Annotated in this window: 26 protein-coding genes; 10 read left to right on the plus strand and 16 right to left on the minus strand. The window is 44.7% G+C overall.

The features are described 5' to 3' along the window. Positions 1-98: 98 nt before the first annotated feature. The 4 genes from OPS25_RS02020 to OPS25_RS02035 all read right to left on the minus strand — a co-directional run bounded on the left by OPS25_RS02020 (position 99) and on the right by OPS25_RS02035 (position 6,247). The gene (locus tag OPS25_RS02020; RefSeq protein WP_265615978.1) at positions 99-1,025 is read right to left on the minus strand and encodes a hypothetical protein; all 927 of its coding nucleotides are present in this window, start codon (positions 1,023-1,025) and stop codon (positions 99-101) included. A gap of 131 nt (positions 1,026-1,156) precedes the next feature. Then, entirely contained in the window at positions 1,157-3,337 is a 2,181-nt protein-coding gene (locus OPS25_RS02025) for a malate synthase G (protein ID WP_265615979.1), read from the minus strand. 100 nt (positions 3,338-3,437) lie between these two features. Continuing rightward, positions 3,438-4,382: a LysR family transcriptional regulator gene (locus tag OPS25_RS02030; RefSeq protein WP_265615980.1), complete on the minus strand. Its 945-nt coding sequence runs from the start codon at positions 4,380-4,382 to the stop codon at positions 3,438-3,440. A 269-nt stretch (positions 4,383-4,651) separates the two neighbouring features. Further along, entirely contained in the window at positions 4,652-6,247 is a 1,596-nt protein-coding gene (locus tag OPS25_RS02035; RefSeq protein ID WP_265615981.1) for an isocitrate lyase, read from the minus strand. A gap of 258 nt (positions 6,248-6,505) precedes the next feature. On the opposite strand from OPS25_RS02035, the gene OPS25_RS02040 reads away from it, so the two are divergent. Both OPS25_RS02040 and OPS25_RS02045 read left to right on the plus strand, forming a co-directional pair. Further along, on the plus strand, positions 6,506-7,447 hold the full coding sequence (locus tag OPS25_RS02040) for a chemotaxis protein CheV (RefSeq protein ID WP_265615982.1): 942 nt from the start codon (positions 6,506-6,508) through the stop codon (positions 7,445-7,447). 116 nt (positions 7,448-7,563) lie between these two features. Next, on the plus strand, positions 7,564-8,898 hold the full coding sequence (locus OPS25_RS02045; protein WP_265615983.1) for an alkaline phosphatase: 1,335 nt from the start codon (positions 7,564-7,566) through the stop codon (positions 8,896-8,898). Between the two features lie 295 nt (positions 8,899-9,193). Here OPS25_RS02045 and OPS25_RS02050 read toward each other — a convergent pair whose 3' ends face one another. From OPS25_RS02050 to OPS25_RS02090, 9 genes are all read right to left on the minus strand, one after another. Next, positions 9,194-9,889 carry a VC0807 family protein gene (locus tag OPS25_RS02050; RefSeq protein ID WP_265615984.1) on the minus strand — a complete coding sequence of 232 codons (696 nt, stop codon included), beginning with the start codon at positions 9,887-9,889 and terminating at the stop codon, positions 9,194-9,196. 96 nt (positions 9,890-9,985) lie between these two features. Then, a complete protein-coding gene (locus OPS25_RS02055; RefSeq protein WP_265615985.1) occupies positions 9,986-10,534 on the minus strand; it encodes a rhomboid family intramembrane serine protease in 549 nt (182 codons plus the stop codon). Continuing rightward, on the minus strand, positions 10,531-11,700 hold the full coding sequence (locus OPS25_RS02060) for a glutathionylspermidine synthase family protein (RefSeq protein ID WP_265615986.1): 1,170 nt from the start codon (positions 11,698-11,700) through the stop codon (positions 10,531-10,533). The genes OPS25_RS02055 and OPS25_RS02060 overlap by 4 nt, the downstream gene beginning before the upstream one ends. Before the next feature lie 3 nt (positions 11,701-11,703). Beyond that, positions 11,704-12,312 (minus strand): DUF1190 domain-containing protein, encoded by a 609-nt coding sequence (locus OPS25_RS02065; protein WP_265615987.1) that lies wholly within the window; start codon positions 12,310-12,312, stop codon positions 11,704-11,706. Between the two features lie 9 nt (positions 12,313-12,321). After that, positions 12,322-12,738 (minus strand): DUF350 domain-containing protein, encoded by a 417-nt coding sequence (locus OPS25_RS02070; protein ID WP_265615988.1) that lies wholly within the window; start codon positions 12,736-12,738, stop codon positions 12,322-12,324. 12 nt (positions 12,739-12,750) lie between these two features. Beyond that, complete coding sequence (locus OPS25_RS02075; RefSeq protein WP_265615989.1) at positions 12,751-13,395, minus strand: YjfK family protein; 645 nt, start codon at positions 13,393-13,395, stop codon at positions 12,751-12,753. 3 nt (positions 13,396-13,398) lie between these two features. Next, entirely contained in the window at positions 13,399-14,451 is a 1,053-nt protein-coding gene (locus OPS25_RS02080; protein WP_265615990.1) for a potassium channel protein, read from the minus strand. Between the two features lie 110 nt (positions 14,452-14,561). Then, on the minus strand, positions 14,562-15,242 hold the full coding sequence (locus tag OPS25_RS02085; protein WP_265615991.1) for a PspA/IM30 family protein: 681 nt from the start codon (positions 15,240-15,242) through the stop codon (positions 14,562-14,564). A gap of 19 nt (positions 15,243-15,261) precedes the next feature. After that, the gene (locus OPS25_RS02090; RefSeq protein ID WP_169209604.1) at positions 15,262-15,651 is read right to left on the minus strand and encodes a DUF2170 family protein; all 390 of its coding nucleotides are present in this window, start codon (positions 15,649-15,651) and stop codon (positions 15,262-15,264) included. 184 nt (positions 15,652-15,835) lie between these two features. Here OPS25_RS02090 and OPS25_RS02095 point away from each other — a divergent pair, with 184 nt between their 5' ends. The 6 genes from OPS25_RS02095 (at position 15,836) to secF (ending at position 21,616) form a co-directional block, all read left to right on the plus strand. Beyond that, positions 15,836-16,108, plus strand: coding sequence for a DUF6471 domain-containing protein (locus tag OPS25_RS02095; RefSeq protein WP_265615992.1), 273 nt, complete (start codon positions 15,836-15,838; stop codon positions 16,106-16,108). 49 nt (positions 16,109-16,157) lie between these two features. Further along, a complete protein-coding gene (gene queA / locus OPS25_RS02100; protein WP_265615993.1) occupies positions 16,158-17,204 on the plus strand; it encodes a tRNA preQ1(34) S-adenosylmethionine ribosyltransferase-isomerase QueA in 1,047 nt (348 codons plus the stop codon). An 84-nt stretch (positions 17,205-17,288) separates the two neighbouring features. Beyond that, the gene (gene tgt / locus OPS25_RS02105) at positions 17,289-18,401 is read left to right on the plus strand and encodes a tRNA guanosine(34) transglycosylase Tgt (protein ID WP_265615994.1); all 1,113 of its coding nucleotides are present in this window, start codon (positions 17,289-17,291) and stop codon (positions 18,399-18,401) included. A gap of 27 nt (positions 18,402-18,428) precedes the next feature. Further along, entirely contained in the window at positions 18,429-18,767 is a 339-nt protein-coding gene (gene yajC / locus OPS25_RS02110; RefSeq protein ID WP_265608511.1) for a preprotein translocase subunit YajC, read from the plus strand. A 51-nt stretch (positions 18,768-18,818) separates the two neighbouring features. Beyond that, the gene (secD, locus tag OPS25_RS02115) at positions 18,819-20,663 is read left to right on the plus strand and encodes a protein translocase subunit SecD (protein ID WP_265615995.1); all 1,845 of its coding nucleotides are present in this window, start codon (positions 18,819-18,821) and stop codon (positions 20,661-20,663) included. Positions 20,664-20,674: 11 nt separating this feature from the next. After that, a complete protein-coding gene (gene secF / locus OPS25_RS02120) occupies positions 20,675-21,616 on the plus strand; it encodes a protein translocase subunit SecF (RefSeq protein WP_265615996.1) in 942 nt (313 codons plus the stop codon). A gap of 107 nt (positions 21,617-21,723) precedes the next feature. Here secF and suhB read toward each other — a convergent pair whose 3' ends face one another. Continuing rightward, on the minus strand, positions 21,724-22,500 hold the full coding sequence (gene suhB / locus OPS25_RS02125) for an inositol-1-monophosphatase (protein ID WP_265615997.1): 777 nt from the start codon (positions 22,498-22,500) through the stop codon (positions 21,724-21,726). Between the two features lie 395 nt (positions 22,501-22,895). Here suhB and trmJ point away from each other — a divergent pair, with 395 nt between their 5' ends. Next, positions 22,896-23,612, plus strand: a complete 717-nt coding sequence (gene trmJ / locus OPS25_RS02130; RefSeq protein WP_265615998.1) for a tRNA (cytosine(32)/uridine(32)-2'-O)-methyltransferase TrmJ — start codon at positions 22,896-22,898, stop codon at positions 23,610-23,612. A 5-nt stretch (positions 23,613-23,617) separates the two neighbouring features. Then, complete coding sequence (gene cysE, locus OPS25_RS02135) at positions 23,618-24,445, plus strand: serine O-acetyltransferase (RefSeq protein ID WP_265615999.1); 828 nt, start codon at positions 23,618-23,620, stop codon at positions 24,443-24,445. A 202-nt stretch (positions 24,446-24,647) separates the two neighbouring features. Here the strand turns inward: cysE and OPS25_RS02140 are convergent, their stop codons facing one another. Both OPS25_RS02140 and OPS25_RS02145 read right to left on the minus strand, forming a co-directional pair. Continuing rightward, complete coding sequence (locus tag OPS25_RS02140) at positions 24,648-25,199, minus strand: hypothetical protein (protein ID WP_265616000.1); 552 nt, start codon at positions 25,197-25,199, stop codon at positions 24,648-24,650. 18 nt (positions 25,200-25,217) lie between these two features. Then, the gene (locus tag OPS25_RS02145) at positions 25,218-25,628 is read right to left on the minus strand and encodes a hypothetical protein (protein ID WP_265616001.1); all 411 of its coding nucleotides are present in this window, start codon (positions 25,626-25,628) and stop codon (positions 25,218-25,220) included. Between the last annotated feature and the right edge of the window lie 173 nt (positions 25,629-25,801).

Genomic DNA, 25,801 nt, shown 5'->3' on the forward strand with positions numbered 1-25,801 from the left:
TAGCTAATTAAAGCTTACTTCCGTTAAGAGGTAAACTCTGAAAACGAAAAAAGCCACTTATATCAAGTGGCTTCATACGTCTGTTTAGTAAATAAGATCTATTTTCTAAGCTTTCTGCGAAGGGCAAAAAGAGACAACATTAACAGACCAGCAGTAGCGGGTGTACTAACATCACCAGTTAACACAGGATCACGGGCCCACACATTAAGATGTGAAATTCCCTTATCTAGCAGTCCTGCAGTACTGAATGTACCGTAAAACTCATAAGGTGTTGTGAAATTTAGTGCTGGGTTATCTTCCACTGCAAAGATGTCATCGAAATCAAACATATAAATTGCTAAACCAGCGCCACTTTGCTCAGCCCCTGCTTTGATGGTGAACACCAACTGGTCAAAAATCGCTGGACGGCCTAGAGCATCCTGGATATCAGCAATGACATTTGGATCATCACTCAGTTTCAATGACCAGGTACCAGATTTACATTCGTCAGTCTGATCACACATAAAGTCGATAGACAAGAAGTCACCCACATTAAACGTGTTTCCTGCAAAGCCAACATCGGAGTAATACGTTCTCTCCAGTTTGCCATCAACGACATTCTCACCAAAGTGAGCTAAATGGATATAACCAGGGTCAGTGAATGTACCGTTGTTATCCAGGTCTTCTAAATCAGATGCCGTGATTAAACCATTAGCCACTGCATCAAAAGACGACCCTTGGTGTTCTTCCCCGTTCAGGTAACCATCTCCTAATTGACCAATGTTAGGATCAGGTTCATTTCTCCCGCCGGCATCATCATTGTCGCCATTATTGATACACACGGAGGCATCATAAGATTGGCTTAATAAACCATTACCAGGAGCTGGATCGCCAGTGCCTACATTGGTGATGGCTTCTAACGTCACATCACTAAGGCTACATGAGGCAATTGCCATTGCCAGTGGTTGTGCTTGTGTTACTTGCGCGCTAAGGGCAAGTACAGCGGAAATTCCTACTACACTGCGAACTACAATTTTCTTTAACATATTAATCATCCCCTTTTTGTTGTACAGGATCCCTTTAGCAATAAGCGGGCCATATATTAATATATTGATTTTAAAGGAAAAATAAAAAGCTGTTTAAGTATATGTAAAAGAACCGGACATTAATTAAGCTTTCACTCATTGCGCGCTTTCATTTTTCTGCGCATTTCATGTAAGACAAATTCGGTATAACCATTCGGTTGCTGCAGACCTTCGAAAATTAATTTTTTAGCGGCTTGAAAACCCTGTGAATTTTCTTTCGCCGCACCCATAGGAATATAATCTGGGTCATGTAAATTTTGTTGATCTACCAGTGTCGACATTTTTAACATGCTTTGATAAACCTGATCCTCACTGATTATACCGTGAAGTAGCCAATTGGCGATGTGCTGCGACGAGATACGCAAGGTGGCCCGATCTTCCATCAAACCGATATCATTGATATCTGGTACTTTTGAGCATCCTATACCCATATGAACCCACCTGACAACATAGCCTAAGATGCCCTGCACATTGTTATCCAATTCGTGTTGAATTTGCTCTGGTGTCAGCTTTTTTTCCAGTAAGGGGATGGATAAAATTTTGCTGCGCTCAGCGTCACTGCTATCTTCTATATTCGTATGCCTTGCAAAGACATTTACCTGATGATAATGCAACGCATGCAAGGTGGCAGCAGTAGGAGAGGGGACCCAGGCGGTTGTGGCCCCCGCCTCAGGGTGAGCAATCTTTGTTTTCATCATCGAAGTCATGTCATCTGGGATGGGCCACATTCCTTTTCCAATTTGCGCTTTACCGGACATGCCGCAGGCAATTCCGGTAGCCACATTAGAACGCTCATAAGCACTTATCCACGGCATTACTTTTAATGCCGATTTATCAGCAAAGGGGCCAGCGTGCATGGAGGTATGGATTTCATCTCCGGTTCTATCCAAAAAACCGGTATTGATAAACACAACTCTGTTAGCTGCCTGGGCAATACAGGCTTTTAAATTGACGGATGTACGCCGCTCCTCATCCATAATACCCATTTTAAGTGTATAGTGTTCAAGGCTAAGAGCCCCCTCTATTGAAGCGAAGAGGGCGTCAGTAAAGGCAACTTCTTCTGGCCCGTGCATTTTCGGTTTGACGATATAAATGCTTCCTTTCTGCGAATTCGTATATTTACCGTTTCCCAGCAAGTCATGCTTTCCAATCAATGCCGTAATTACACCATCCAAGATGCCTTCAGGAACCGGTTCATTGTTGAACAGAACAGCATCGCAGAACATGTGCAATCCGACATTTCTGACGAACATCAGACTTCTGCCTGGTAACGTCAATGACCCTGTCACACTATTCTGACTAAAAGGGGAAGGCGTAAACGTTTTATCTTCGTGCATGGTTCTGGTTAGCGTGTTTCCCCCTTTTTGCAAATCGGTGGAAAGCGTGCCTTTCATTAAACCAAGCCAATTGCTGTACACCACTACTTTATCTTCGGCATCGACCGCTGCCACCGAATCTTCGCAGTCCATAATAGTGGAAATGGCAGCCTCTAGCAGAATGTCTTTAATATTCGCAGGATCGGTTTGGCCCACAGGGTGATCTGAATCGAACTGAATTTCTACATGCAGGCCGTGATGCCGAAACAGTAATGAAGATGGTTCTGGGAGGTCTCCAGTAAATCCTTGCCATTGTTCAACGTTCGCCAACTGAGTAGAATTCTGATTGGCCAGCTGGATAAATAAGTTGTCATTTTCAATGATGTAGGCAGTAGCCTCCTTGTGACTACCGGTGGCGAGTGGGAGCATCACATCTAACCACTCTTTCGCTTTATCAGTGACTTTTTTCCCTCTCACCGGATTATAATCACTTCCCTTTTCTGCGCCATCGGTTTGCGCAATGATATCGGTACCGTATAAGGCATCATATAAACTGCCCCAGCGGGCATTACAGGCGTTAAGTGCATAACGGGCGTTATTAATGGGGACGACTAACTGAGGTCCAGCCATTCGCGCGACTTCATCATCTACTTTAGAGGTAGCTATGGTACATTCATCAGGTGCGTCCACCAGATAACCTATCTCTTCCAAAAAGCCTTTATATTCTTCACCTGTGGTAGGGCGATTAGCTTTATGATAGTCATCTATTTGCTGCTGAAGGGACTCACGAGTAGTTAACAACTTTTTGTTTTGTGAGGTAAATTGGCGAAGAATGTCTTCAAATGCTGCCCAGAAGTGCGCTTGTCCCACTTGTGAGCCGGGTAATGCGTGGTCATTGATAAATTGATGGAGCGACTGGGCAACTTTTAATTGCCCCTCCTGAACATACTTCTGCATATACACCTCAATAAATAAATTTACTTTCCCAGTGTATACACTTTAGCTAACTAATTTTAATTTATGGCTATTATCCTAGCTATTCAATTGATGAATAATGTTAAAAAGTATTCATCTCCGCAGCGACATCCGCAATCAGCCTGCGCAACCATATATGCCCCGCATCGTGGTGTAACAGTGCACTCCATGCCATTTTCAGCGCAATAGGTGGTATGTCAAAGGGCGGCTCTTTTAAAATAACACTGGTGTCGTCTTTGAAGATAGTGGCGACTTTCGTTGGTAGGGTGGCAATCAAATTCTGTGTTTTTGCTATCTGCAACGCGGCATGATAATGACGAGTAAAGACACGGATATCTCGATGTTTACCAATTTTGGTCAATTCCGCGTCCACCCAACCCAGTTTCTGTACCTCGTTAGGATCAATGCCCACCCCGACACCAAATCCAGTTTTACTTACCCAGATATGTTGGGCCTCAAGGTACGCATTTAAATCCCATTTTTCTGCCAACGGATGATTGGCACTGAGTACACAACTAAACGAATCGTACCACAGCACTTTCTGATGGAAGGAGAGAGGTAACTCTTCAAATCGGTTAATCGCCATGTCTACCTTTCCTTGTTCTACATCATGGAAAGTGACATCACTAGGTGTGATCAGGTCTAAAGTAATATTAGGTGCAAGCTTGGACAATCTGCCAACCAACTCAAGTAACAAGGTGCTTTCTGCATAGTCGCTTGTCATAATTCTGAATGTGCGTTTACTGGTAGCAGGATCAAAGTCGGTTTCTGGCTGAATTGAGCTTTCCAGTTTTGATAACACGTCTCGAATTATAGGCTGCAGTTCCAGTGCCCGCTTTGTAGGCGTCATTCCGTCACTGGTTCTGACTAAAATTGGATCTTTAAATAGATCTCTAAGTCGTTTCAGACCATTGCTCATCGCGGGTTGGGTAATGCTCAGCTGATTTGCTGCTCGGGTAACACTGCCTTCTCTAAGTAGAACATCGAGATAGACCAAAAGATTGAGATCAACCTTGGCAATATTCATCTATTTTAATCCTTAAGTGCATTACTTTTTACTTTTTACTTTTTTCTTTTTTTTTTTACTTTTATTTTATTATTTTCATACCGCTATCAGCGGGGGTATTTCTATAGGCTTTCTCGTCAGCTTCCACTGCCTTTCATAGCAGCCTAACATACAAATCTAAAAAATATTATAACGAAAAGTTGATATAATGCGATGTTTATACTGAAAAAAGCGTCAAAACGAAAAAGGCTCCCGCAGGAGCCATGTTTTCACAGTTTACCGACTAACCGTTAAACATCGAACTGATTCATCGTGTTGTCGTCACCTGCAGCTTTCAGTGCAGCATCGCCAGAAAAATACTCTTTATGGGTATCACCCAGGTCAGACCCTGCCATCACCTGGTGCTTCACACATGCCAGTCCTTCTCTAATTTCTTTACGTTGCACACCACGCACGTACGCTAACATTCCTTCATCGCCGAAGTATCCCTTAGCTAAATTGTCCGTAGAAAGTGCAGCCGTATGATAGGTAGGTAGTGTAATAAGATGATGGAAAATGCCCGCTTCCCGTGCCGCATCTTGTTGGAAATTCTGAATACGAATGTCTGCTTCTTTCGCCAGTTCTGAATTATCGTATTGCGCTGACATTAAAGCGCTACGCTCATACGCACTTACATTTTTTCCTTCTTCTTTCCATGCGTCAAATACCTGCTGGCGGAAATTAAGTGTCCAGTTAAACGATGGCGAGTTGTTGTACACCAATTTGGCGTCCGGCACGTGTTTGCGAATCGCATTGACCATACCCGCAATTTGGCCGACATGGGGCTTTTCCGTTTCAATCCACAATAAATCGGCTCCATGCTGCAGTGATGTCACACAATCTAATACTACGCGGTCAAAGCCAGAGCCTTCTTTGAACTTAAAAAGTCCGTTAGGTAAGCGTTTGGGCTTCACCAATTTACCGTTTTGCTTAAGTAATACATCATATTCACTTACTGAAGCTAGGTCTGCCACTTCATCCGTGTCCAAAAATTCATTGTACTTTGCGGCCAAATCCCCTGGTTGTGTAGATACAGGGATTTTTTGCGTTAAACCCGCACCTAATGAGTCGGTGCGTGCGACAATCACACCGTCGTCCACTCCCAGTTCAAGAAATGCGTAGCGGACGGCATTTATCTTGGCAAGAAAATCTTCGTGCGGCACCGTGACTTTACCATCCTGGTGGCCACACTGTTTCGCATCTGAGACTTGGTTTTCAATTTGAATGCAGCAGGCACCCGCCTCGATCATTTTCTTTGCCAGTAAGTAAGTCGCTTCTTCATTTCCAAAGCCTGCATCGATATCGGCAATAATGGGCACAACGTGGGTTTCAAAGTTATCGATCTTCGTCTGAATTGCATCGACATCCTGCCCAGCCACTCTGGCATCATCCAGCTGTTTAAATAATTTGCCTAGTTCCTGAGCATCGGCTTGACGAAGAAAGGTATAGAGTTCCTCTATCAGCGCCGGTACTGAAGTTTTTTCGTGCATAGACTGGTCTGGTAACGGCCCAAACTCTGAACGTAACGCAGCTACCATCCAGCCAGAAAGATACAGATAGCGTTTAGATGTAGTCCCATGATGTTTCTTGATAGAAATCATTTTCTGTTGGCCAACAAATCCATGCCAGCAGCCTAATGACTGGGTATACTGAGCAGAATCAGCATCATACGCTGCCATATCCTGGCGCATTATTTTGGCGGTATATTTAGCAATATCCAAGCCGGTGCGGAAACGGTTCTGTGCCTTCATACGTGCGGCAAACTCAGGGATGATCCCTTCCCACGTCCCTTGTTGCGCTGCTTTCAAGGTGGCTAATGTATCTATGTCTGACTGATATTGCGACATGGTAATCTCCAACGGTCTCTCATTCCTGAGTTAATAATTAAAATCTGCAAACTACAACCTGTGCGGTTGATGTGTTTTAATCCTAGCGCGCACAATTAAATAAAAATACTCAATGATATTCATTTTCGGTATTTATTTTGTGAATGACTTGTGGAGAGTAAAGAGGTGTTAATAGTTAAGGATTGCTGGTATTTCATCGGCAACGCAGAGAAAATATCGCTATTATAAAGAAATGAAACAAATTCGGAGTGTCGGACAATGAGTGGTGTACTGGCATCTGTTGATCAACGCACAAAATTGGTAGGCGAAAATAGACTGGAGTTACTGATGTTCCGTCTCGGTACTCGTCACATATTTGCTATCAATGTATTCAAGGTCAAAGAAGTTACCGGTGTTCCCGCGATGAAGCAGATGCCGGGGTCACACCAAAACTTAATTGGTGTCACCGTTTATCGAGGCAAGACAATCCCAGTGATAGACCTTAGACAGGCTATAAAGATGCGCACTACAGCAAAAGCTTATTCGCCTGAAAACGTCATCATCACCGAATATAACCGCAGTGTTCAAGGGTTTTTAATTGGAAATGTCCTGAACATTGTGAATACATCCTGGCAGGAAATCCAACCCCCACCTAAAACAATTGGCACCGCTAATTATCTAACCGCTATCACGCAAATTAATATAGAAGGCAAAAGTGAAATAGTTGAAATCATTGATGTCGAAAAGGTACTGGCGGATATTGTTGAATATGATACATCGATATCGGCGGATATCTTGGATAAGGATGTCGTCACACAATTCGTTGGACGAAAAGTGCTTATAGTGGATGACTCTGGTACGGCACGAAAGCAAATGAAAGATGTACTGAAGCAGCTAGGGTTGAACGTTATTGAATGTAGAAATGGTGCAGAAGCGTTGGGATTATTGAAAGACTGGGCTGATTTGGGTAAAAACGTCACCGATGAATTATTACTAATGTTTACGGACGCTGAAATGCCGGAAATGGATGGGTACAGACTTACGGCCGAGATTCGCGACGATCCCCGATTAACGAAGCTTTTTATTGCCCTGAACACATCATTAAGCGGGAGTTTTAATGATGCAATGGTCAAAAAGGTGGGTTGCGATCGCTTTATCTCGAAGTTCCAGCCTGACATGCTGGTGGATGTGGTACAACAACGAATGCGGGAACTACTGTAAGACGTCTTACCTTTTCTTACTTTTACAGATATCATCGTGTTATTGTCAGCGTGCCGATTTATACTAAGACATTCAATTTTTACTCCGACACCAATTATATTATCAGGGAAGTCAGAATGCGTTTAACTTCTAAAGTTCTTTTAATTACTTGTGTGCTTACCGCGCAAGGATGCTTCGCGAACTCTCAAAACGAGCAAAGCATTACCACTCATGCGAACAAGCCTAAAAATATTATAATGGTGGTGGCGGATGGAATGGGTCCGGCTTATACCACCGCTTATCGTAATTTTGCCGATGACCCGACCACCGATGAAGTTGAAAAGGTCGTGTTTGACAATATTTTGGTGGGAAATTCATCTACTTATCCAGCCAAAGTCTCCGGTTATGTAACCGATTCTGCCGCCTCTGCCACTGCTTTGGCGACCGGCGTAAAATCGTATAATGGCGCGATTGGCGTTGATGTGGATAAAAATCCGCTGGCTACGGTATTACATAAAGCAAAAGAAATTGGAATGAGAACAGGACTGGCCGTTACGTCACAAATTAATCATGCTACTCCAGCCAGCTATATGGTGGCGAATGAAAGTCGTCATAACTATGATGAGATAGCTAACAGTTTCTTCGACGACAGAATTGGCGACAAGTTCTTGGCAGACGTTATGTTGGGCGGGGGAACTAAGCATTTCATACGTAAAGACCGAAATCTCCAACAAGAGTTCGCCAATAATGGCTACGTGGTTGTGAACCATTACGATGAACTTACACAAGCGCTTAAAGATAAGCCCGTTTTGGGCCTTTTCGCCCCACTTGGTTTGCCACCTGCGTTAGATGATAGCAATCAGGAACGACTCGCTTTCCTGACAGAACACGCGGTAAAACATCTTGAAAATCCTCAGGGTTTTTTCCTGCTGGTGGAAGCAAGCCAGGTTGACTGGGCAGGGCACGCCAATGATATTGCCTCAGCAATGGCGGAAATGCACGACCTTGCCAAAGCCATGGAATACTTACGTAACTACGTTGAGCGTCATCCAGATACTCTGGTTGTGCTGACTGCAGATCACAGTACAGGCGGGTTATCCATTGGAGCGAATGGTCAATACGCGTGGAATCCAGAATTTATTTCTAACATGAAAGCCTCGGTCGGCGCTATTGCAAAACAGCTAGCGAAACAGCGATCGCCCTTACAATTCATTGAAGCTAAGTTTGGATTCACTCTGTCTGAGGAAGACAAAAAAATGCTGGAGAAAGTGGTCGGCGAGAGAGATGTGGAAACGTTAACCACACAACTTAAAGCCTTTTTGGATACGAAAACCAATACGGGGTGGACGACAAGCGGTCATACCGGTGTAGATGTAGAGGTATTTGCATTCGGAGCCGGTTATCAGGAATTTATCGGTCAAACGGATAACACTGATATTGCGAAAAAAATGTTCAAGCTGCTACAGAAATAACACTCATCTGCGCTACAGTGAGCCCACGTAGCGCAGAACTTAAGCACTGCTGTTCTATCCAATACCTGAAATTTTCGCCGGATTAAACCAAACGTAGCTGGTAGAGCTTAGTTGGTTAAGAGGTTACTCGAAACCATGCGAGCTGGAGGAAAAATTAGGGGGCGGACGTAAATTGGCCGAAAAAGCCTCCCGGCGCTGATCATAGATATTCATGTATCATCATACTCATCGCACATGCAAATGAGCAGCAGGGGTAAACCACAAAAAAGAATTAAAAAAGACCAATTGGCCTTTTTTAATGATTGATGAAGTCGTCCAGATCGTGGCCTGTTATCTTGCGAATTTGTGCAAATAAATACCACAACGCAGCAATAAGCAAAATCATGCTGGGAATTACGATCACCGGATAACTGATGGCTGTCATACGGCCCAGTTCTTCAGTGTAGGCCGTCGTTCCAGGCTCGCTCACCAAAATCATCTTTGCAAGGATATAGTTCAGCGCTGAAGATAAGAAGAAAGACGCCGCCACAATATATGAGCTATTGGCAATTTTGCGGCGAAACTCTTGCTGTTTACCCTTTGCATCCAAAATTTTATTTAGTTGCGGCCAATTAATTATCTGATCATTTAAGATCAGCAATTTAACCAGCGGCTTTTCAGAAAACTGTGTTATGACGACGGCTAAACCAATAATGGCCGGGATAGCGGCTTCCTTTATAGCGATATATTCTGCAGGAAGTTTTAGCAAACTTATGCCACCCGTTAACAGCACGCTAATCACGCCCAACACAGAGAAGCCATTTAATTTTCCTGACTGGCGCAAATCAAATATGCCATACACCAATGGGAAGGCCAAGGCGGCAACGATGCTCCACGCCGGGCCAAGGTAATCTTCTGAGCTGGCATAGCTCATGATGAAAACAGGGATAACTATATTGAATGCCAGATTACCTAAGAAACCTTGGTTTTGTGGCCGTTCATTTGATGACATATTACATTTTCACTGCTTTAAGAAAGAGGCTTGATTATACGAAAAATACATTGTCCAATCTACATGCAAGTGGAACGCGTAGCGTTTTAACATGAATTACTTTGCCCACGCCCACGCCGCTAGAAGCCCGCCAAAAAATCCGAACAAATGGTATTCAAACGAAATAAAGGCACGGGAGGGTAATATGCCCATGAGCATCCCCCCATACAAAAGGGCGACTAACACCGAGATGGCGATGTAGCGAAGTTGCCGGGAACGAAAACCCGCCAGAATTAAAAAGCCAAAGTAGCCGTATACCATGCCACTGGCTCCAATATGTAATGCAGTTCGTCCAAATAACCAGACACCCATGCCCCCAACTACACAGATAGTTAATGTTACCAGCCAGAAACGTGATTTCGGCCACTGCATGGTTAGCCACATAAATAGCAGCAAAGGAATCAAGTTGGTGAGCAAATGCGCTGCAGAACCGTGTAACCAGGGCGCAATAAAAATCGCTGGCAGTGTATGTAATTCTCGTGGGATCAGGCCAAAATTATTTAAGCTGTTTGCGGTGACTAAATTGACCGCTGATACGATAAACAAGATCAAGGTTACTATTATGAGAAACTGAATTTGTTTTTTAAGGGTTGGGAACTGATTCATAATATAATGTGCGGCAAATAGCGCGAGGTGTCCTGGGTAATAGTGCTGGCATCTTCTCGGATGGAAATGCCAGCCGCTTGATCGTCTACTAACCAGCTACCTATCAGGGTGTGGTGGTCGCCAAATCGCGGTAGGGGGCAATAGGCTTGAAGAATAAAGCCTTCTTCGCCATAAGGGCCATCAGATAATTGCGTTTCACTCCCTGCCGCTAGCAATGAGATATTTGCGCCTTCTCTGGAAAACAATGGTTTCTTTATCCACCGAAGGGGCTCAGACGAGTGACTGATTTGATCGCCGTAGAAATAAGCTGGCAGCAAGTTGGGATGGTCAGGAAAATGTTTCCACAAAAGGGGTAGGAGTCCCTTATTCGATAAGATAGTTTTCCAGGGAGGTTCTATCCAGTTCACCGCCGCTTGGGGTAAGTACCTAGCAAATTCTTCATTAAGAATAAATTCCCACGGATACAATTTGAAGCAATCTGTGATGGGCTGATCTTTCAAATCGGTAAAGTAACCGGTATCGCCGATACCAATGTCTTCAATGAATACAAAGTCGGCAGTGAGACCAGCTTCGCTGGCGCAATCCTGTAGATATTGAACAGTGCCACGATCTTCGTCCGTGCCTTTACAACAAGCAAAGTGCATTTGATCAATATGGTAAAAGGCCGCGATTTCTTTAAAGCGTGCTATTAGCTTTTCTTGCAACGAATTAAACTGATCTGCTTGACGTGACAGCTCCCCGGCATCTACCTTGTCTGCTAACCATAACCATTGCCAAAAACCAGATTCATATAACGAAGTAGGGGTGTCTGCGTTATTTTCCAATAATTTGGCTGGTTGCGATCCATCGTAGACAAAATCCAGACGGGAATACAAAGAAGGTTGCTGCTGGAACCAGGATTGCCTCACCAATTCCCAATGTTGCTGTGGAATAGCTAATTTAGTCAGAAGCTGTTCGTCTTTCACTACTTCGTTAACGACGTGCAAGCACATCTGGTGCAGCTCCTCGGTGGGCGCCTCTAGGTCCTGCTCAATTTGTCGCAATGAAAATTGATAATACGCACTTTCATCCCAATACGGTTCTCCATAGAGTGTATGGAAATGAAAGCCAAAATCCCGCGCTTGCTTCTTCCAGTGAGGGCGAGGTGAACTGGCTAGTCTTAGCAAGGCCTAGCCCCCCCAACCACCTTTACGGCTACTGCTACCCCAACTGGATTTAGCTCTTACCGTACTGCCAAAACCTCCCCTGTTCATCGTGCGGTTTACCGTGGGCTTGGGCTTATAAACATCAGGCGATACCCGGTATTTTCTTTTATTTAACCCGCCATCGAATACGTAGCCGTCGGCCGTAGTCCAACGTGAACGAAACGGTGAATGGCGCGAAAAAGACGTATAAACAGGTTGCGAATAATAGCGGGGCGACATCAACTGGCTTACCATAAAGCCCGCCATAAACGGCATGAAAAAACTGCCGCCGTTACGCTCCACCCGCTGACATTGGTTCGAACCGAATTCGTACTCACAATCATATTCCGAATTATAACGAGGGCTGGTGCGAGCGGCCTCTTGCAAGGCATGTTGATAGGCCATATCACACTGCTCGGTTGCATCGGGGAAATCCCGTTTGCATTCATCCACCGAGGTAAATATCTGTCCTTCCTGTCGGTTGCCGCAGCCGGTGACAATAAAGCCGGTAACGGCGACTGCTAAGGGTTTGAGCGCAAAATGCTTGCGCATCCTGCTTAAATTAATAAATTGGGAGCGTTTTAACGTTGTCATAATTCCCCCTTAGTAGGTCATGCACGCAGCATTTAGCAATCCAACTGCAATAGACATGGCGGCAAGCATAGTGCCAGCTGAAATTTCATTATCATTAATACGTTGCGCAATTTTCGGCATAAAGGTAAATCGAAGCAGAGCAAATGCCAGGGATTGCGCGAGAATGGCGATGAGTCCCCAGATCACAAAATCAATTATTGAAACAGAGTTTGCGGCCGCGCCTGATAGTGCCAGCGCAAAACCTACCAGCGCTCCGCCAAACCCGATAGCGGCCGCGACATTTTTCTCTTCTTTTACCAGTTTCCATTCATCATGAGGGGTTACAAATGCATACACAATTTTAAAAACAAACAGAAAGAAAATGGAAACGGCAAAATAAAGTGCAAAATTATCCAATCCAGACAATGAGTTTAGTATGTTTTCCATGCTAGGGTCCTATTAACCGTTTATCGTAATATCTGCGGGTTGTATATCAAAACCGGTGCTGATCACCAGACACCTGTCGGCATTGTTACCGATAATTTTCTCTTCACCTACTACCAGTAATGACTCTGTGCGGCCTGCTGATAACTCACGTTCATATAGCATCATAAACTGGTCGGTAAAGCTGGTATCGCCATCTTCTTCAAATGTTTTTTCAGAAACCGCCACTGGGGGTGAATATTCGCCAGTAGCATTCCATACGCGGGTAAAGGTTTTTCCATCTAACGTATAAGTTGGCTGGCTGATCACATTATCCAGACAGTCTTTCCATTGAGCTTCACTGCCAATGGTTTGAGTGTCGTAAAAATGCCAGAGTTTCACATCGGTGATATGGTTTTCTGTTAATCCGCCATCAGTGACAACTTGCAGGAACCCTTCATCATCTGTGTAAAATCGCAAAAGGGTACCACCTGAATCAAGTTCAGCCTGGCCCACCGCTTGAATTATTTGGGAACGGGCGGCGGTAGAAATAGTTAATTCCGGCTCAAGTAATCGGAGCTTTAAATCATCTAGTTCAAACGAACCACCTAAATATAGCCCCATTATTTCGGGGGCAGCAGGCTTTTCAGGAGCAGACTTAGAAAACCATTTTGAAAACATGTGTTATTCCCCCAACTGCTTCCAGTCAAACTGGCTGATGCGTTTGTCAGCAATGTAAAACACCTTATCACCAGAGGATATAGTTTCCGTTAGCCCTGGATTCACCACCAACTTTTGGTATTCGCTCTTCGGTGCGTAGCCAATAAAAATAGCGTCGTAATGACGCTTCAAGTTAATAAATAGCTTTTCTACGGTTACCGCATTCATGCCCGCAGGCATGGCAACTGAAAATTGTGCCTGACCTTCATCTACGCTTAATAAATCATGGTGCAGCATGCTCGACCCCGGGTCAAACGCTGATTTTGCCAACATCTCCACCGCCACACTGGGGGTGCACTCCACTTTAGGGCAATGTTGCTGCAATAGTTTGACCAGGCTATCGTCATTAAAATAGGCCACCTGGTGTGCATTGGGGTTACGTTGGGTGCAATAAAGCGCGGTGGTTAAGGTAACATCATCCTGGGGATTATCAATGAGGATGGTTGCCGCATCAGCGACACAGGCTCGATCCATATCTTCATCACGATTGAATGATTCCACATGAACAAACTCGATTTGTCCCGGCATCGGGTTTTCGATGTTGGCTTTAACGCAGAGTACGATGTCAGGCTTATCGGGTAACGCCTCTTTTTCCATTAACAACAGGTCAAGCAATAACATGGTGCGTTGCTCATTCCAGCCAATGATTAAAATATGATTATGTACGTGTAGTGGTTTCATTCCTAACAAACCCTTTTGCCAAAAATTACTGACCCAGGCGGCAATTCGTCCTACCACCATTGCAAAAATACTTAACCCAAAAGGGATAACATACAATGCGACAACTAACTTGCCTGCAGTGGAGGTGGGAGATAAGTCTCCGTATCCCACTGTTGACCCTGTGACAGCCAGCCAATACAGGAAGTTTACATTGCCAGTTAATTCGTTTTCTGAGGCGAGATTCAACAGTAACCAGCTCGATGATGCATACAACAGTGTTATCAGCGCGATGGTGTACCAGCGAGTATTGCCAAAGTATTTTAGAAATAATTTGCGAAACAGCGTCCAATGCGTCAAAACAATTTAACCCATTACTTGAAATTAATTGAACCACTCACCCTAGTATGCAGAGGGATTACCCTAAGAATCAACCAGTAAAGTAAAAAGGGAGCGAACCGCTCCCAGTCTTAATTGCCCAGAATACGGCTTAACTCATCGTCTGCTGAGGTAGTCCCGCCTTTAATACCGGCCGCGGCTAAACGTTTTTCCAGATCATCGTTTGACTCGTCGCTGGCTAATTCTTCTGCGGCTTGCAATTCTGCATTGCGAAGTTTCTGTCTCTCTTGAATACGCGAAAGCGACTCAGTAGCCGTTTTCATCTTACTGTTTGCACCCATATGACGAGAAGACACCGCCACCTGCGCTTTCTGGACGCTCTCAGTCGCCTTTACCATATCAACCTGTTGTTCGAGGCGACGTAGGTTCGCTTTGGCTTGTTGTATGTTTCCAGCCAGTTGCTTTTCAGATTGTTTGAACTGGTCCAAATAAGATTGTTCCTGTTCCCGCTCAGCTTTTAATTCGGCTACTTTTTGGGCGCAATCCAAGGCTAACTGACGGTCTGAATCTACTGCTTTACGCGCGTGAGTTTCAAATTCAGCAATAGAGGCATTGAAACTGTCTATTTTCTGTTGTGACAGTTTACATTTCGCCAATATTTGCGTGCGCGCATGATCAGATTTTCGCAGCTCTTCTTTTGCTTCGCGTATTTCCTGCTCTAAAATACGGATCGCCTGACTATCGACAACCGCTTGTGCAGTTTCTGTTGCACCACCTTTAACCGCGGTAACTAATTTTCTCCAAACAGACATTCGCTTCTCCTGTCTTTATTTAGTGAAGATGGGTTTCATATGCATCAAGAAATGACGCAACATTTTGAAATAACGTATCCACTTCTATTTCAATGGTCTCTTGCTTTGACTGGGCACTTAATGCCCCAAATGCGGTGTAATATTCTTCGCCATTAATTGTTGAAATGCCCACCGTGGTAAGGGGAAATACCATATGTGTGGAAAGAATCTCATGATCTAATGCGGCTTTATCTTTTACCTGTGAGGCCGCAAATAACAAGCTTTCAACTAAAATTTGCTCACCGCTTATTGCCAGCCAGGCGTCAATGCCATCCTGATTAGCAATCAACAAACAATTTTCTTCACGTGTTACCACTAAGTCGTCACGTTTATCAAACAGGGATTCAATTGATTGAAGATCCCAAGCCATAGTATTTCTCCTTTACTTTTAAGCGAATGCCGTAAATAGCATGCCAATGTACCGATGTTTAGTGGATTCGCCAATACTTGCGAAACTATACTAGACACCAACCGCAAAACCTGTCAATAATAAAATCTCTCTAAATGTGTAATAAAGTGTGTTTTTGTAAAATATAATTCACAAATGGTGCTAAATGGAAAAGCAAAACTGGCGCGAATTAGTACAGCGGGTAATCAAAACTGAAATGTCATTTCGGGGAGTGAAATATCAAGCATTGAGTCAGCGGCTTGAGGAGAAAGGCATTATTCAATCTGCAGATAACCTGCGCAACAAAGTGAATAAAGGTATAATGGGCGCCGATTTATTTTTGCAAATATTGGTGGTGCTCAATGCTCGCCCGTTAAATGTTGCAGATATGCAGGAAATAATCGGCGACTTGTCGCGTCCTGCGCAGGAAGATGAGTGATACCACGCCGAAATTTTATCTTATTAAAACGAACTGAAAGACGACTAACATGAAACTAAGTGATTTTCACTTTACGCTTCCAGAGCACCTTATCGCCAAATATCCAACCCAGGAACGTGCCGCCAGCCGGCTGCTGCAACTAAACGGACAAACTGGCGAGGTAACACACAGCATGTTCAAAGACATGCTCGATCTGGTCGAGGAAGGAGATTTACTGGTATTTAACGATACTCGCGTTATCCCGGCACGTTTAAAAGGGCAGAAGGCAACGGGTGGGCAGGTAGAAGTACTGGTTGAACGTATTCTTCCCGATGACACTGTTCTCGCCCATGTCAGAGCCAGTAAAGCGCCGAAAGCAGGTACCCATCTGCGTTTGGAAGATGCCATTGACGTAACTGTATTGGGGCGTCAGGAAGCACTGTTTCATTTGCAGTTTAAAAACGTTAGCTCGGTGCTTGAAGCACTAGAACAGCATGGCCATATGCCGCTACCACCTTACATTGACAGGCCAGATGAAACCAGTGATCAAGAACGCTACCAAACGGTTTACAACCAAAAGCCTGGCGCAGTGGCCGCGCCTACTGCTGGTTTACATTTTGATGATGAAATACTTGCGGCCTTAAAGCGCAAGGGGGTAAACATTGCGTTTGTTACATTGCATGTGGGCGCAGGGACGTTTCAACCGGTTCGGGTAGACAATATTCTTGAACACAAAATGCACGCTGAATATGCGGAAGTAAGCCAGCCAGTGGTAGATTTAGTCATCCAAACAAAAGCGTCAGGGAAACGGGTTATTGCCGTAGGGACGACGTCGGTGCGTTCGTTAGAATCGGCTGCTGTCGCGGCAGAAAATAGCCAGGATGTCATCATGCCCTTTTTCGCCGATACTGATATTTTTATTTACCCTGGCTACCAGTTCAAAGTAGTGGATGCGATGTTCACTAACTTTCATCTGCCAGAGTCTACCTTGATGATGTTAATAAGCGCCTTCGCTGGTCGCGATAATGTAATGGCTGCTTACGAAGAAGCTATTCGCGAAAATTATCGCTTTTTCAGCTATGGCGATAGCATGTTTATTTACCCACCTAAAATCTAACGTATTTCTGGGCATGATCTCTTGCCCAGAACTGGTATAATCGCCGCCAACTTTTTATTTCTTCATTTCAAGGTAACCGATTGCATGCAATTTGAATTGGTCAAGAAAAGCGGTAAAGCCAGGCGTGGACGTTTGGTGTTTGACCGTGGCGTAGTAGAAACGCCAGCGTTCATGCCGGTAGGAACGTACGGCACAGTCAAGGGGATGACCCCTGAAGAGCTGGATGCCAGCGGAGCACATATTTGTTTGGGCAACACCTTTCACTTAATGTTACGTCCCGGCACCAGTATTATTCGCCAGCATGGGGATTTACACGATTTCATGCATTGGGAAAAGCCTATTCTTACCGATTCCGGTGGCTTTCAGGTTTTCAGTTTAGGTGATTTACGCAAAATTACCGAGGAAGGGGTCACGTTCCGTTCACCGATCAACGGTGAAAAAATCTTGCTTACACCTGAAAAGTCGATGGAAGTGCAGCGAGATTTAGGATCAGACATTGTCATGATTTTTGATGAATGCACGCCATACCCCGCCACAGAACAGGAAGCGCGTTTATCTATGGAAATGTCCCTGCGCTGGGCAAAGCGTAGCAAAGACGCCCATGGTGACAATCCTTCCGCATTATTTGGGATTATTCAGGGTGGAATGTATGAAGATTTGCGTGATGTCTCGTTAGAAGGGCTCGAAGAGATTGGCTTCGACGGGTATGCTATCGGCGGATTATCGGTGGGGGAACCGAAAGAAGACATGATCCGCATTATTGATCACACAGCACCAAAAATTCCGGAAGACAAGCCACGCTATCTGATGGGGGTGGGTAAGCCAGAGGATATTGTGGAGGCAGTGCGTCGCGGCATTGATATGTTTGATTGTGTTATGCCAACGCGTAATGCCCGCAATGGTCACTTGTTTGTTACCGAAGGCGTTGTAAAGATCCGAAATGCCAAACATCGCAACGATACGTCGCCGCTTGACGAAAATTGTGATTGTTACACTTGTAAAAATTATTCACGTTCATATTTACATCACTTGGACAAGTGCAATGAGATCCTCGGGGCGCGTTTAAATACCATTCACAACCTAAGGTATTATCAACGTGTCATGCAGGGATTACGGGACGCGATTGAAGCCGACAAACTCGATGAGTTTGTTAACGAATTTTATGCACACAAAGATATGCCGGTGCCGGCACTCTAATTACAACAACAATTATTGAGGAATATTATGAGTTTATTCATCTCTTCTGCACATGCACAAACTGCTGGTGGCGCACAACAAGGCGGCGGCATGGAAATGCTGATTATGCTTGCCGTGTTTGGTTTGATTTTTTATTTTCTACTTTATCGCCCCCAGGCTAAACGCGTAAAAGAGCATAAAAACCTGGTTTCTTCACTCAGCAAAGGTGACGAAGTGCTTACCCAGGGCGGATTAGTGGGGCGTATTACTAAAGTATCGGATGATAAAGACTTTATCGAAGTGTCATTAAACGAAGGTAATAACATCGTTGTACAAAAATCTGCCGTTACCGCTGTGCTACCGAAGGGTACCATGAAGTCACTTTAATCTTTTCAGTCTGGGGGTATTCATTGATACCCTCACAAAAAGGAATTTTTTGTGTTAAATAAAAATTCAACCTTTAAGGTGCTGCTGGTCATCGTCGTGTTGGCGCTATGTGGACTGTATGCACTACCTAATCTATACGGCGAAGATCACGCCATTCAAATCTCTGCAGGGCGTGATGCAACGGTTACTGAGGCGATGATCCCTCGTGTTGAAGCCACACTCAAAGAAAACAACATCAATATTAAACGAATCGAATTTGAAAATGAGCAAATTTTAGTTCGCGTCGATGATTCGGATGCACAATTAAAAGCGCGCGAAAATCTCGACCGTGCCCTGGGGGCCGACTACTTCGTTGCAATGAACTTAGCTCCAGATACGCCCGAGTGGTTGGAGAGCCTAGGTGGTACACCCATGAAACTAGGTTTGGACCTACGTGGAGGGGTCCACTTTTTGATGGAAGTGGATATGTCTGAAGTGATGGAAAAGTCACTAGAAGACGCACAAAGCGATTTTCGGACCGCGCTTCGTGAAGAAAAATTGCGGTATCGCCGTGTAAGCATGCAGGGTAACCACATTGATATTCAGTTTCGCGACGAAGACACCCTTGATAAAGCGGAATTTTTCTTACGTAACCGGAACCGTGACTTAACCTATACTACGCCGGGTGAAAATGTGTTGCGAGCGACATTTTCTGACACCAAGCTTCAGGAAATTCGCGACTATGCAGTAAAGCAGAATATCACCATCCTGCGTAACCGGGTTAATCAGCTAGGAGTGGCTGAGCCGGTAATCCAGAAACAGGGGGCTGAGCGCATCGTTGTGCAGCTTCCCGGCGTTCAAGACACCGCCCGCGCTAAAGAAATTCTTAATGCTACCGCAACGCTTGAATTTCATATGGTTGATTTAAAAAATGATGTCCGTGACGCGGTGGAAGGGCGCGTACCTCCGGGTTCAGTGCTTATCAATGATCAACAAGGCAATCCAGTATTGCTTGAGAAGCGCGTGATGTTAACCGGTAATCACATTATCGACGCTGGCAGTGGTGTTGATGAATATGGCTTGCCCAACGTGAATATTTCGCTGGACTCTGAAGGCGGCAATAAAATGTCGCGAAATACGCGTAACAACATCGGTAAACCGATGGCTACAGTGTTTATTGAGTATAAAGCGAGTGGTGAACGTGATGCTAACGGTAAACTTATTTTCGAAAAGCATGAAGAAGTTATCAATCAGGCTACCATCCGCGCTCAATTGGGAAGTAAGTTTCAAATTACCGGTATTGACTCGCCTAAAGAAGCCCGTGATTTAGCGCTCTTACTAAGAGCGGGAGCATTAATTGCGCCTATCCAAATAGTCGAAGAACGTACCATTGGCCCCAGTCTGGGTAAAGAGAATATTGAGCTGGGTATGCAGGCTATCGTCTGGGGGATGGCACTGGTACTGGTTTTCATGCTTATTTATTACAAAGCATTTGGCGTAGTGGCCAATATTGCTTTGATGGCCAACGTAGTGATGATCGCTGGCATCATGTCCATGATTCCAGGGGCCACCCTTACTTTACCAGGAATGGCGGGGATCGTACTGACAGTAGGTATGGCCGTTGATGCCAATGTGCTGATATTTGAGCGTATCCGTGAGGAATTAAAAGACGGGCGCAGCCCACAACAAGCCATTCACCACGGTTACGATAATGCGTTTTCTACTATCATCGATGCCAACATTACTACCTTTATTGCCGGGTTGATTCTTTTTGCAGTCGGTACTGGTCCGATTAAAGGTTTCTCAATTACACTGATGATCGGTATTGCGACATCGATGTTTACTGCCATTATATTCACCCGCGTCATTGTGAATTTAGTGTGGGGTGGTAAACGTGTGAAGTCATTGGCGATATAGGGAGAGATTCAATGCAGTTATTAAATTTAACCAATACCGTCAACTTCATGCGCCTGCGCATTCCTGCGCTGGTGTTGTCCGGGTTACTGATGCTAGGGTCACTTGGCTCACTGGCTGTAAATTCGTTAAACTGGGGGCTGGACTTTACTGGCGGTACGCTTATTCAAGTGGGTTACGAACAACCTGCTGACTTGGCGGCAATCCGTAAACAGTTAGCAAATTCTGATTTTGGCGACGCCGTAGTACAAAACTTTGGCAGTAGTCAGGAAGTGTTAATTCGTATCGCACCTCGTGAAGGTGTGAAAGCCGCTGACATTGGTGATCAGGTTGTAGCTACGTTACGAGCGGATGGCACACCCGTTGAAAAACAACGTATCGAATTTGTGGGTCCTAACGTGGGGGATGAGCTTTCCGAGCAAGGCGGTTTGGCCATGCTGGTCGCTCTCATTTGTATCTTGATCTATGTAGCAATGCGATTCGAGTGGCGCTTCGCGTTAGGCTCGGTAGCCGCGCTGATCCATGATGTCATTATCACTTTGGGGTTGTTCTCAGTTTTACAACTGGAAGTCGATCTAACCGTATTAGCAGCAGTACTAGCTGTTATCGGTTACTCGCTTAACGATACCATCGTGGTTTCAGATCGTATTCGTGAAAACTTCAGGAAGATACGTAAAGCCACGCCTGAAGAGGTTGTTAACGAGTCACTAACTCAAACACTTAATCGTACCATTGTCACCTCACTCACCACCATATTGGTATTGTTAGCCTTGTTCTTTAAGGGTGGTGCGTTGATACACGGATTTGCGACAGCCCTGCTGTTCGGGGTTGTCATCGGTACTTACTCTTCAATCTATATTGCCAGCTCTGTAGCGTTAGCGCTGGGTGTAAGCAAAGAAGATTTGATGCCACCAGAAATAGAAAAGGAAGGTGCGGATCAAGAACCACTGATGTAACGATGGATAGTGAGGTGTCTTTGCACCTCGCACTGAGTTGGTATGAATGTTTTAAATACCACAAAAAAGCCGGATTAGAATCCGGCTTTTTTTATTGTTTCGGGTGCTTATTTTAAGTGCTTAACCAGCGCTTGAACCACTTTGACACTGCCAGCTACCACTTCTCCTTTATATAATGGATCATTGCCACCTTTAAAGTCGGTCACTAAACCACCTGCTTCGCGCACCAATAGTTCTCCGGCAGCGATATCCCATGCCTTAATGCCACGCTCCCAATAACCATCATGCCGGCCCGCAGCCACATAAGCCATATCTAATGCCGCACTACCGCTGCGACGAATATCACCACATTGATGAAAAATTTTATTTAAGCTGAGGGCATATTCGCCAAACTGTTTTTTGTCTTTGAATGGAAAGGCAGTGGCCAGCACAGTTTCATTCAAATCTTTTGCCTTACTGGCACGGATACGATAACCGTTTAACTGGGCACCCTGGCCACGACTGGCGGAAAACAATTCACCACGGATAGGATCAAAGATAACGGCTTGATCAAGGCGACCCTTGTGTAATAATGCGATAGATACGCAAAAATGTGGGATGCCTCTAATGAAATTGGTGGTGCCATCCAGCGGGTCGATAATCCATTGATACTCGCTTTCGCTACCTTCAGTTTCTCCACTCTCTTCACCCAAAAAGGAGTGATTCGGATAAGATTGTTGGATCTTACTGATAATGGCTTTTTCAGCGTCTTTATCAATTTTTGTCACATAATCATTTGCGCCTTTAGATTGAGTATCTAAATCATCACGATTTTCAAAGCCACGAAGGATTACTGAGCCAGCAGCACGCGCCGCGCGCACAGCTATATTTAGCATAGGATGCATAGTTAACCACCAATTGTAAAAGATCGAAAAAAGCAGTAATAACGATTCAATAAATGAACAGTATTACATAATGGCGCGAAGTGTAGCAGAGCAAGCTTATTTTGCAATCTGAATTGGTATGCAATGACAAGGCGGTAACTTAAAAATAACGGATAGTTGCTGATACTGCGTATCTCTACCAGAAAATAGCAAATCGTGTGTGCACTGGTTAGGTTACAGAAGAAATACGCGCTATAAAATATCTCGTAACTGATTTGCTGAACCCTCGTGCACGTAGTTGGTTTGGGACGGGAGTTGCTAGAACAAAGCAGCTCACTCTCTTGCAACAATATGTCTAAGCGACTGTAAGTATGCTAGTATCTGGCCTATTACGAACTATATTTAACTGCGTCTACATGCTTGAAAATATCCGAATTGTACTTGTTAATACATCCCATACCGGAAACATAGGTTCAGCCGCTCGGGCCATGAAAACGATGGGGCTCAAGCACTTGTACTTAGTCGATCCAATCCATGCACCAGATGGCAAAGCCAGCGCCATGGCGGCGGGGGCTGGGGATGTGTTAGCAAATGCGGTAACGGTCCCGACCCTAGGTGAAGCTGTTGCCGACTGCGGCTTAGTTATCGGCACCTCCGCCCGCTCGAGAACGCATTCCTGGCCAATGCTTGAGCCCAGAGAAAGTGGCGTCAAACTGGTAACCGAAGCGGAGAAATATCCAGTTGCTCTGGTATTTGGACGTGAAAACAGCGGGTTGTCAAACGAGGAGTTGCAGCAGTGTCACTTTCACGTATGCATTCCTGCTAACCCAGATTATAGCTCTCTTAATCTGGCAGCGGCTGTACAGACATTATGCTATGAAGTCCGAGTGGCATGGCTTGATGCAAATTCACATCCAGAAGTGGAAGTGGAGTATCCGCTGAACGAAGATTTAGAGCGTTTTTACGTGCATTTGGAAGAGACCCTTCAACGCACAAACTTTATCGTTAAAAACCATCCAGGCATGGTGATGACGAAATTACGCAGGTTATTTAACCGGGCGCGACCAGAAGCGCAGGAACTGAATATTCTGCGCGGCATTCTGGCATCCATTGATAAATCCACCAAAGAGTAAAAATTGTGTTTGAACGAATCAAAGAAGATGTGGAAGGGGTATTTCGCCGCGATCCCGCAGCCAGAAACTTTTTTGAAGTGCTGACAAATTATCCGGGCTTACACGCCATCTGGTTGCATCGCTTCAGTCATCGCTTGTGGAATGCAGGATTCAAATGGCTGGCGCGCAGCTTTTCAACGTTCAGTCGCTGGTTAACCGGGATCGAAATCCACCCCGGAGCAAAACTCGGTCGGCGGTTTTTCATTGACCATGGTATGGGCGTAGTGATTGGTGAGACGGCTGAAGTAGGTGATGACGTTACCTTATATCATGGGGTGACATTAGGCGGCACCAGTTGGAAGGCTGGTAAGCGCCACCCTACCTTAGGTAATAATGTGGTTGTAGGCGCTGGAGCGAAAATCCTTGGCCCCATTTACATAGGGGAAAACGCCAAAATCGGCTCCAATTCTGTGGTGGTGAAAGATACGCCAGCGGGCGCTACGGTAGTGGGCATCCCCGGCCGCATTGTTATGTCAGCGCAAAATGCCAGTGAGGTAAAAGAACAAGCGGACAAGCGCAACCAGATAGCACGTAAATACGGTTTTGATGCCTACGCGGTGGCGCCAGACAACCCTGATCCCGTCGCTAACGCCATGGGCATTATGCTTGAACATATGCATTTGATGGATACCAAAGTGGAAGAAATGTGCGCAGTAATTCAGTCAATGGGGGGAAATGTGTGCTCTGCTGACTTGCAATCATTAAGTGCTGAAGATTTTGCCGCGACAGGGATCTCACCGGTGGTGCCAGACGGCGAGAAACCCAAAGAGAATGCGTTTGATCCAAAGATTTAATTATCCTCATGTGTAATCATTTAATATCTCCGTAAAGGCCAAAAAGGTGTAGCAAGTACGCGACCTGATAAATTTGCACAGTTAAAAAGTGTGAGGGCACCAGCCACTGTCTCTATAAATGTAAGTAGTAGCACAATAGGGGGGTAATGAGCCATAACCGATATTTATGAATTAGTTAATGGGTGGTGGTTTAATAAGTTTTTTATTGCGACTTGGCTTTTTGCTTTTTACCCAGACTTCTACGGAAAATATAAGACTCTAAGCCTGCATAGACTAACCATGCCACTTCACATACGAGAAATATGAACAGACCGCAGACGATATATGTTCTGATGCTACTTGGATAAGGTGGCAGCAGAATGCCCGCCAAGCCTAGAAACAGAGTAATTAGACCAAAATTGAACGCTAGTCTTACTTGAACAATTTTCTTTTCAAGTTTACTCATCACCACTGCATATGCTTGCGCTCTATCATTTGCTTTCATATTGAGTGTTCGATTTTGATATTCTTGCTTACTTAAATTGTAAACTCTGGAAGCCACCGTAAACTGAACGGCTAACACAAAACTAATAGTAGCGATCAAAAGTACAGCTAGAGTAATATCCGGATATTTTAACAGGTGTTCTGGAGATTCATTGCCCGTGATTAATGTGATCAGGGTAACCGAAAAGCCTGCTAAAAGTGGCGATGCTACCGTCCCTACTGTATTTGCTGAGGCCGTATCGGCAGAGGTCGGAAATTGTTCTTGATCCATTATTTAGCCTACAAGATATCAAACGCTTTTGCATGGCGGACCAATATGTGCACTGACACCTCCGCATAATCCGCATATACCTATCAAATCGCCAGTCTTATTTGGTACCTGGACACCATAGTTGATGGGATGGGCGGAAAACGTGTTTGCGATAAATGCTGATTCGTCACCTGAGGGCCAGGCATTTTCAACTTGTAGATAGCGTAACGATTTAAATTCCACGTCAGAAGATTTAGTCACTGAAACGATGGATGCAGAATTAGCGACATTGCCAATCACTGCATAAGCTTCTACTCCCCAAGTTCCTATATGAAACACTTTAATACCAGATCTTTGCAGATTTTCAGAAAGGTTAGTTTTGATTTTATCTATGTCTGAACCAGATTTACCTCTCACAATCAGGAGCCTACTTTTAAGACGTTTATCCATTTTGCTTTCTTCCTAATTTATCCTCTGCCAAGTTTGCGGGTGATAAAGATTAGCAACAGGTTGATTGCTTTATAGTAGTCTATTTTTTTGAACTACATGGAAATGCCTTTACAAGTTTCCTGGAAGAGAGCGTGGAGAGATTGAGCTAGAATTGAAAAAATGAATATTGTAGA

This window comes from Alteromonas aquimaris, from assembly GCF_026183695.1.
Lineage (GTDB): Bacteria > Pseudomonadota > Gammaproteobacteria > Enterobacterales > Alteromonadaceae > Alteromonas > Alteromonas aquimaris.

Excerpts from the sequence above, each read along its gene's own strand:
- OPS25_RS02040 (WP_265615982.1), top strand. The coding sequence starts at position 6,506 with ATGAGTGGTGTACTGGCATCTGTTGATCAACGCACAAAATTGGTAGGC.
- OPS25_RS02020 (WP_265615978.1), bottom strand. The coding sequence starts at position 1,025 with ATGTTAAAGAAAATTGTAGTTCGCAGTGTAGTAGGAATTTCCGCTGTA.
- OPS25_RS02140 (WP_265616000.1), bottom strand. The coding sequence starts at position 25,199 with ATGGATCAAGAACAATTTCCGACCTCTGCCGATACGGCCTCAGCAAAT.
- OPS25_RS02055 (WP_265615985.1), bottom strand. The coding sequence starts at position 10,534 with ATGAATCAGTTCCCAACCCTTAAAAAACAAATTCAGTTTCTCATAATA.
- OPS25_RS02065 (WP_265615987.1), bottom strand. The coding sequence starts at position 12,312 with ATGACAACGTTAAAACGCTCCCAATTTATTAATTTAAGCAGGATGCGC.
- secF (WP_265615996.1), top strand. The coding sequence starts at position 20,675 with ATGCAGTTATTAAATTTAACCAATACCGTCAACTTCATGCGCCTGCGC.
- OPS25_RS02085 (WP_265615991.1), bottom strand. The coding sequence starts at position 15,242 with ATGTCTGTTTGGAGAAAATTAGTTACCGCGGTTAAAGGTGGTGCAACA.
- tgt (WP_265615994.1), top strand. The coding sequence starts at position 17,289 with ATGCAATTTGAATTGGTCAAGAAAAGCGGTAAAGCCAGGCGTGGACGT.
- OPS25_RS02025 (WP_265615979.1), bottom strand. The coding sequence starts at position 3,337 with ATGCAGAAGTATGTTCAGGAGGGGCAATTAAAAGTTGCCCAGTCGCTC.
- OPS25_RS02090 (WP_169209604.1), bottom strand. The coding sequence starts at position 15,651 with ATGGCTTGGGATCTTCAATCAATTGAATCCCTGTTTGATAAACGTGAC.
- OPS25_RS02145 (WP_265616001.1), bottom strand. The coding sequence starts at position 25,628 with ATGGATAAACGTCTTAAAAGTAGGCTCCTGATTGTGAGAGGTAAATCT.
- OPS25_RS02095 (WP_265615992.1), top strand. The coding sequence starts at position 15,836 with ATGGAAAAGCAAAACTGGCGCGAATTAGTACAGCGGGTAATCAAAACT.
- trmJ (WP_265615998.1), top strand. The coding sequence starts at position 22,896 with ATGCTTGAAAATATCCGAATTGTACTTGTTAATACATCCCATACCGGA.
- queA (WP_265615993.1), top strand. The coding sequence starts at position 16,158 with ATGAAACTAAGTGATTTTCACTTTACGCTTCCAGAGCACCTTATCGCC.
- OPS25_RS02045 (WP_265615983.1), top strand. The coding sequence starts at position 7,564 with ATGCGTTTAACTTCTAAAGTTCTTTTAATTACTTGTGTGCTTACCGCG.
- OPS25_RS02050 (WP_265615984.1), bottom strand. The coding sequence starts at position 9,889 with ATGTCATCAAATGAACGGCCACAAAACCAAGGTTTCTTAGGTAATCTG.
- OPS25_RS02075 (WP_265615989.1), bottom strand. The coding sequence starts at position 13,395 with ATGTTTTCAAAATGGTTTTCTAAGTCTGCTCCTGAAAAGCCTGCTGCC.
- yajC (WP_265608511.1), top strand. The coding sequence starts at position 18,429 with ATGAGTTTATTCATCTCTTCTGCACATGCACAAACTGCTGGTGGCGCA.
- OPS25_RS02070 (WP_265615988.1), bottom strand. The coding sequence starts at position 12,738 with ATGGAAAACATACTAAACTCATTGTCTGGATTGGATAATTTTGCACTT.
- OPS25_RS02035 (WP_265615981.1), bottom strand. The coding sequence starts at position 6,247 with ATGTCGCAATATCAGTCAGACATAGATACATTAGCCACCTTGAAAGCA.
- OPS25_RS02030 (WP_265615980.1), bottom strand. The coding sequence starts at position 4,382 with ATGAATATTGCCAAGGTTGATCTCAATCTTTTGGTCTATCTCGATGTT.
- suhB (WP_265615997.1), bottom strand. The coding sequence starts at position 22,500 with ATGCATCCTATGCTAAATATAGCTGTGCGCGCGGCGCGTGCTGCTGGC.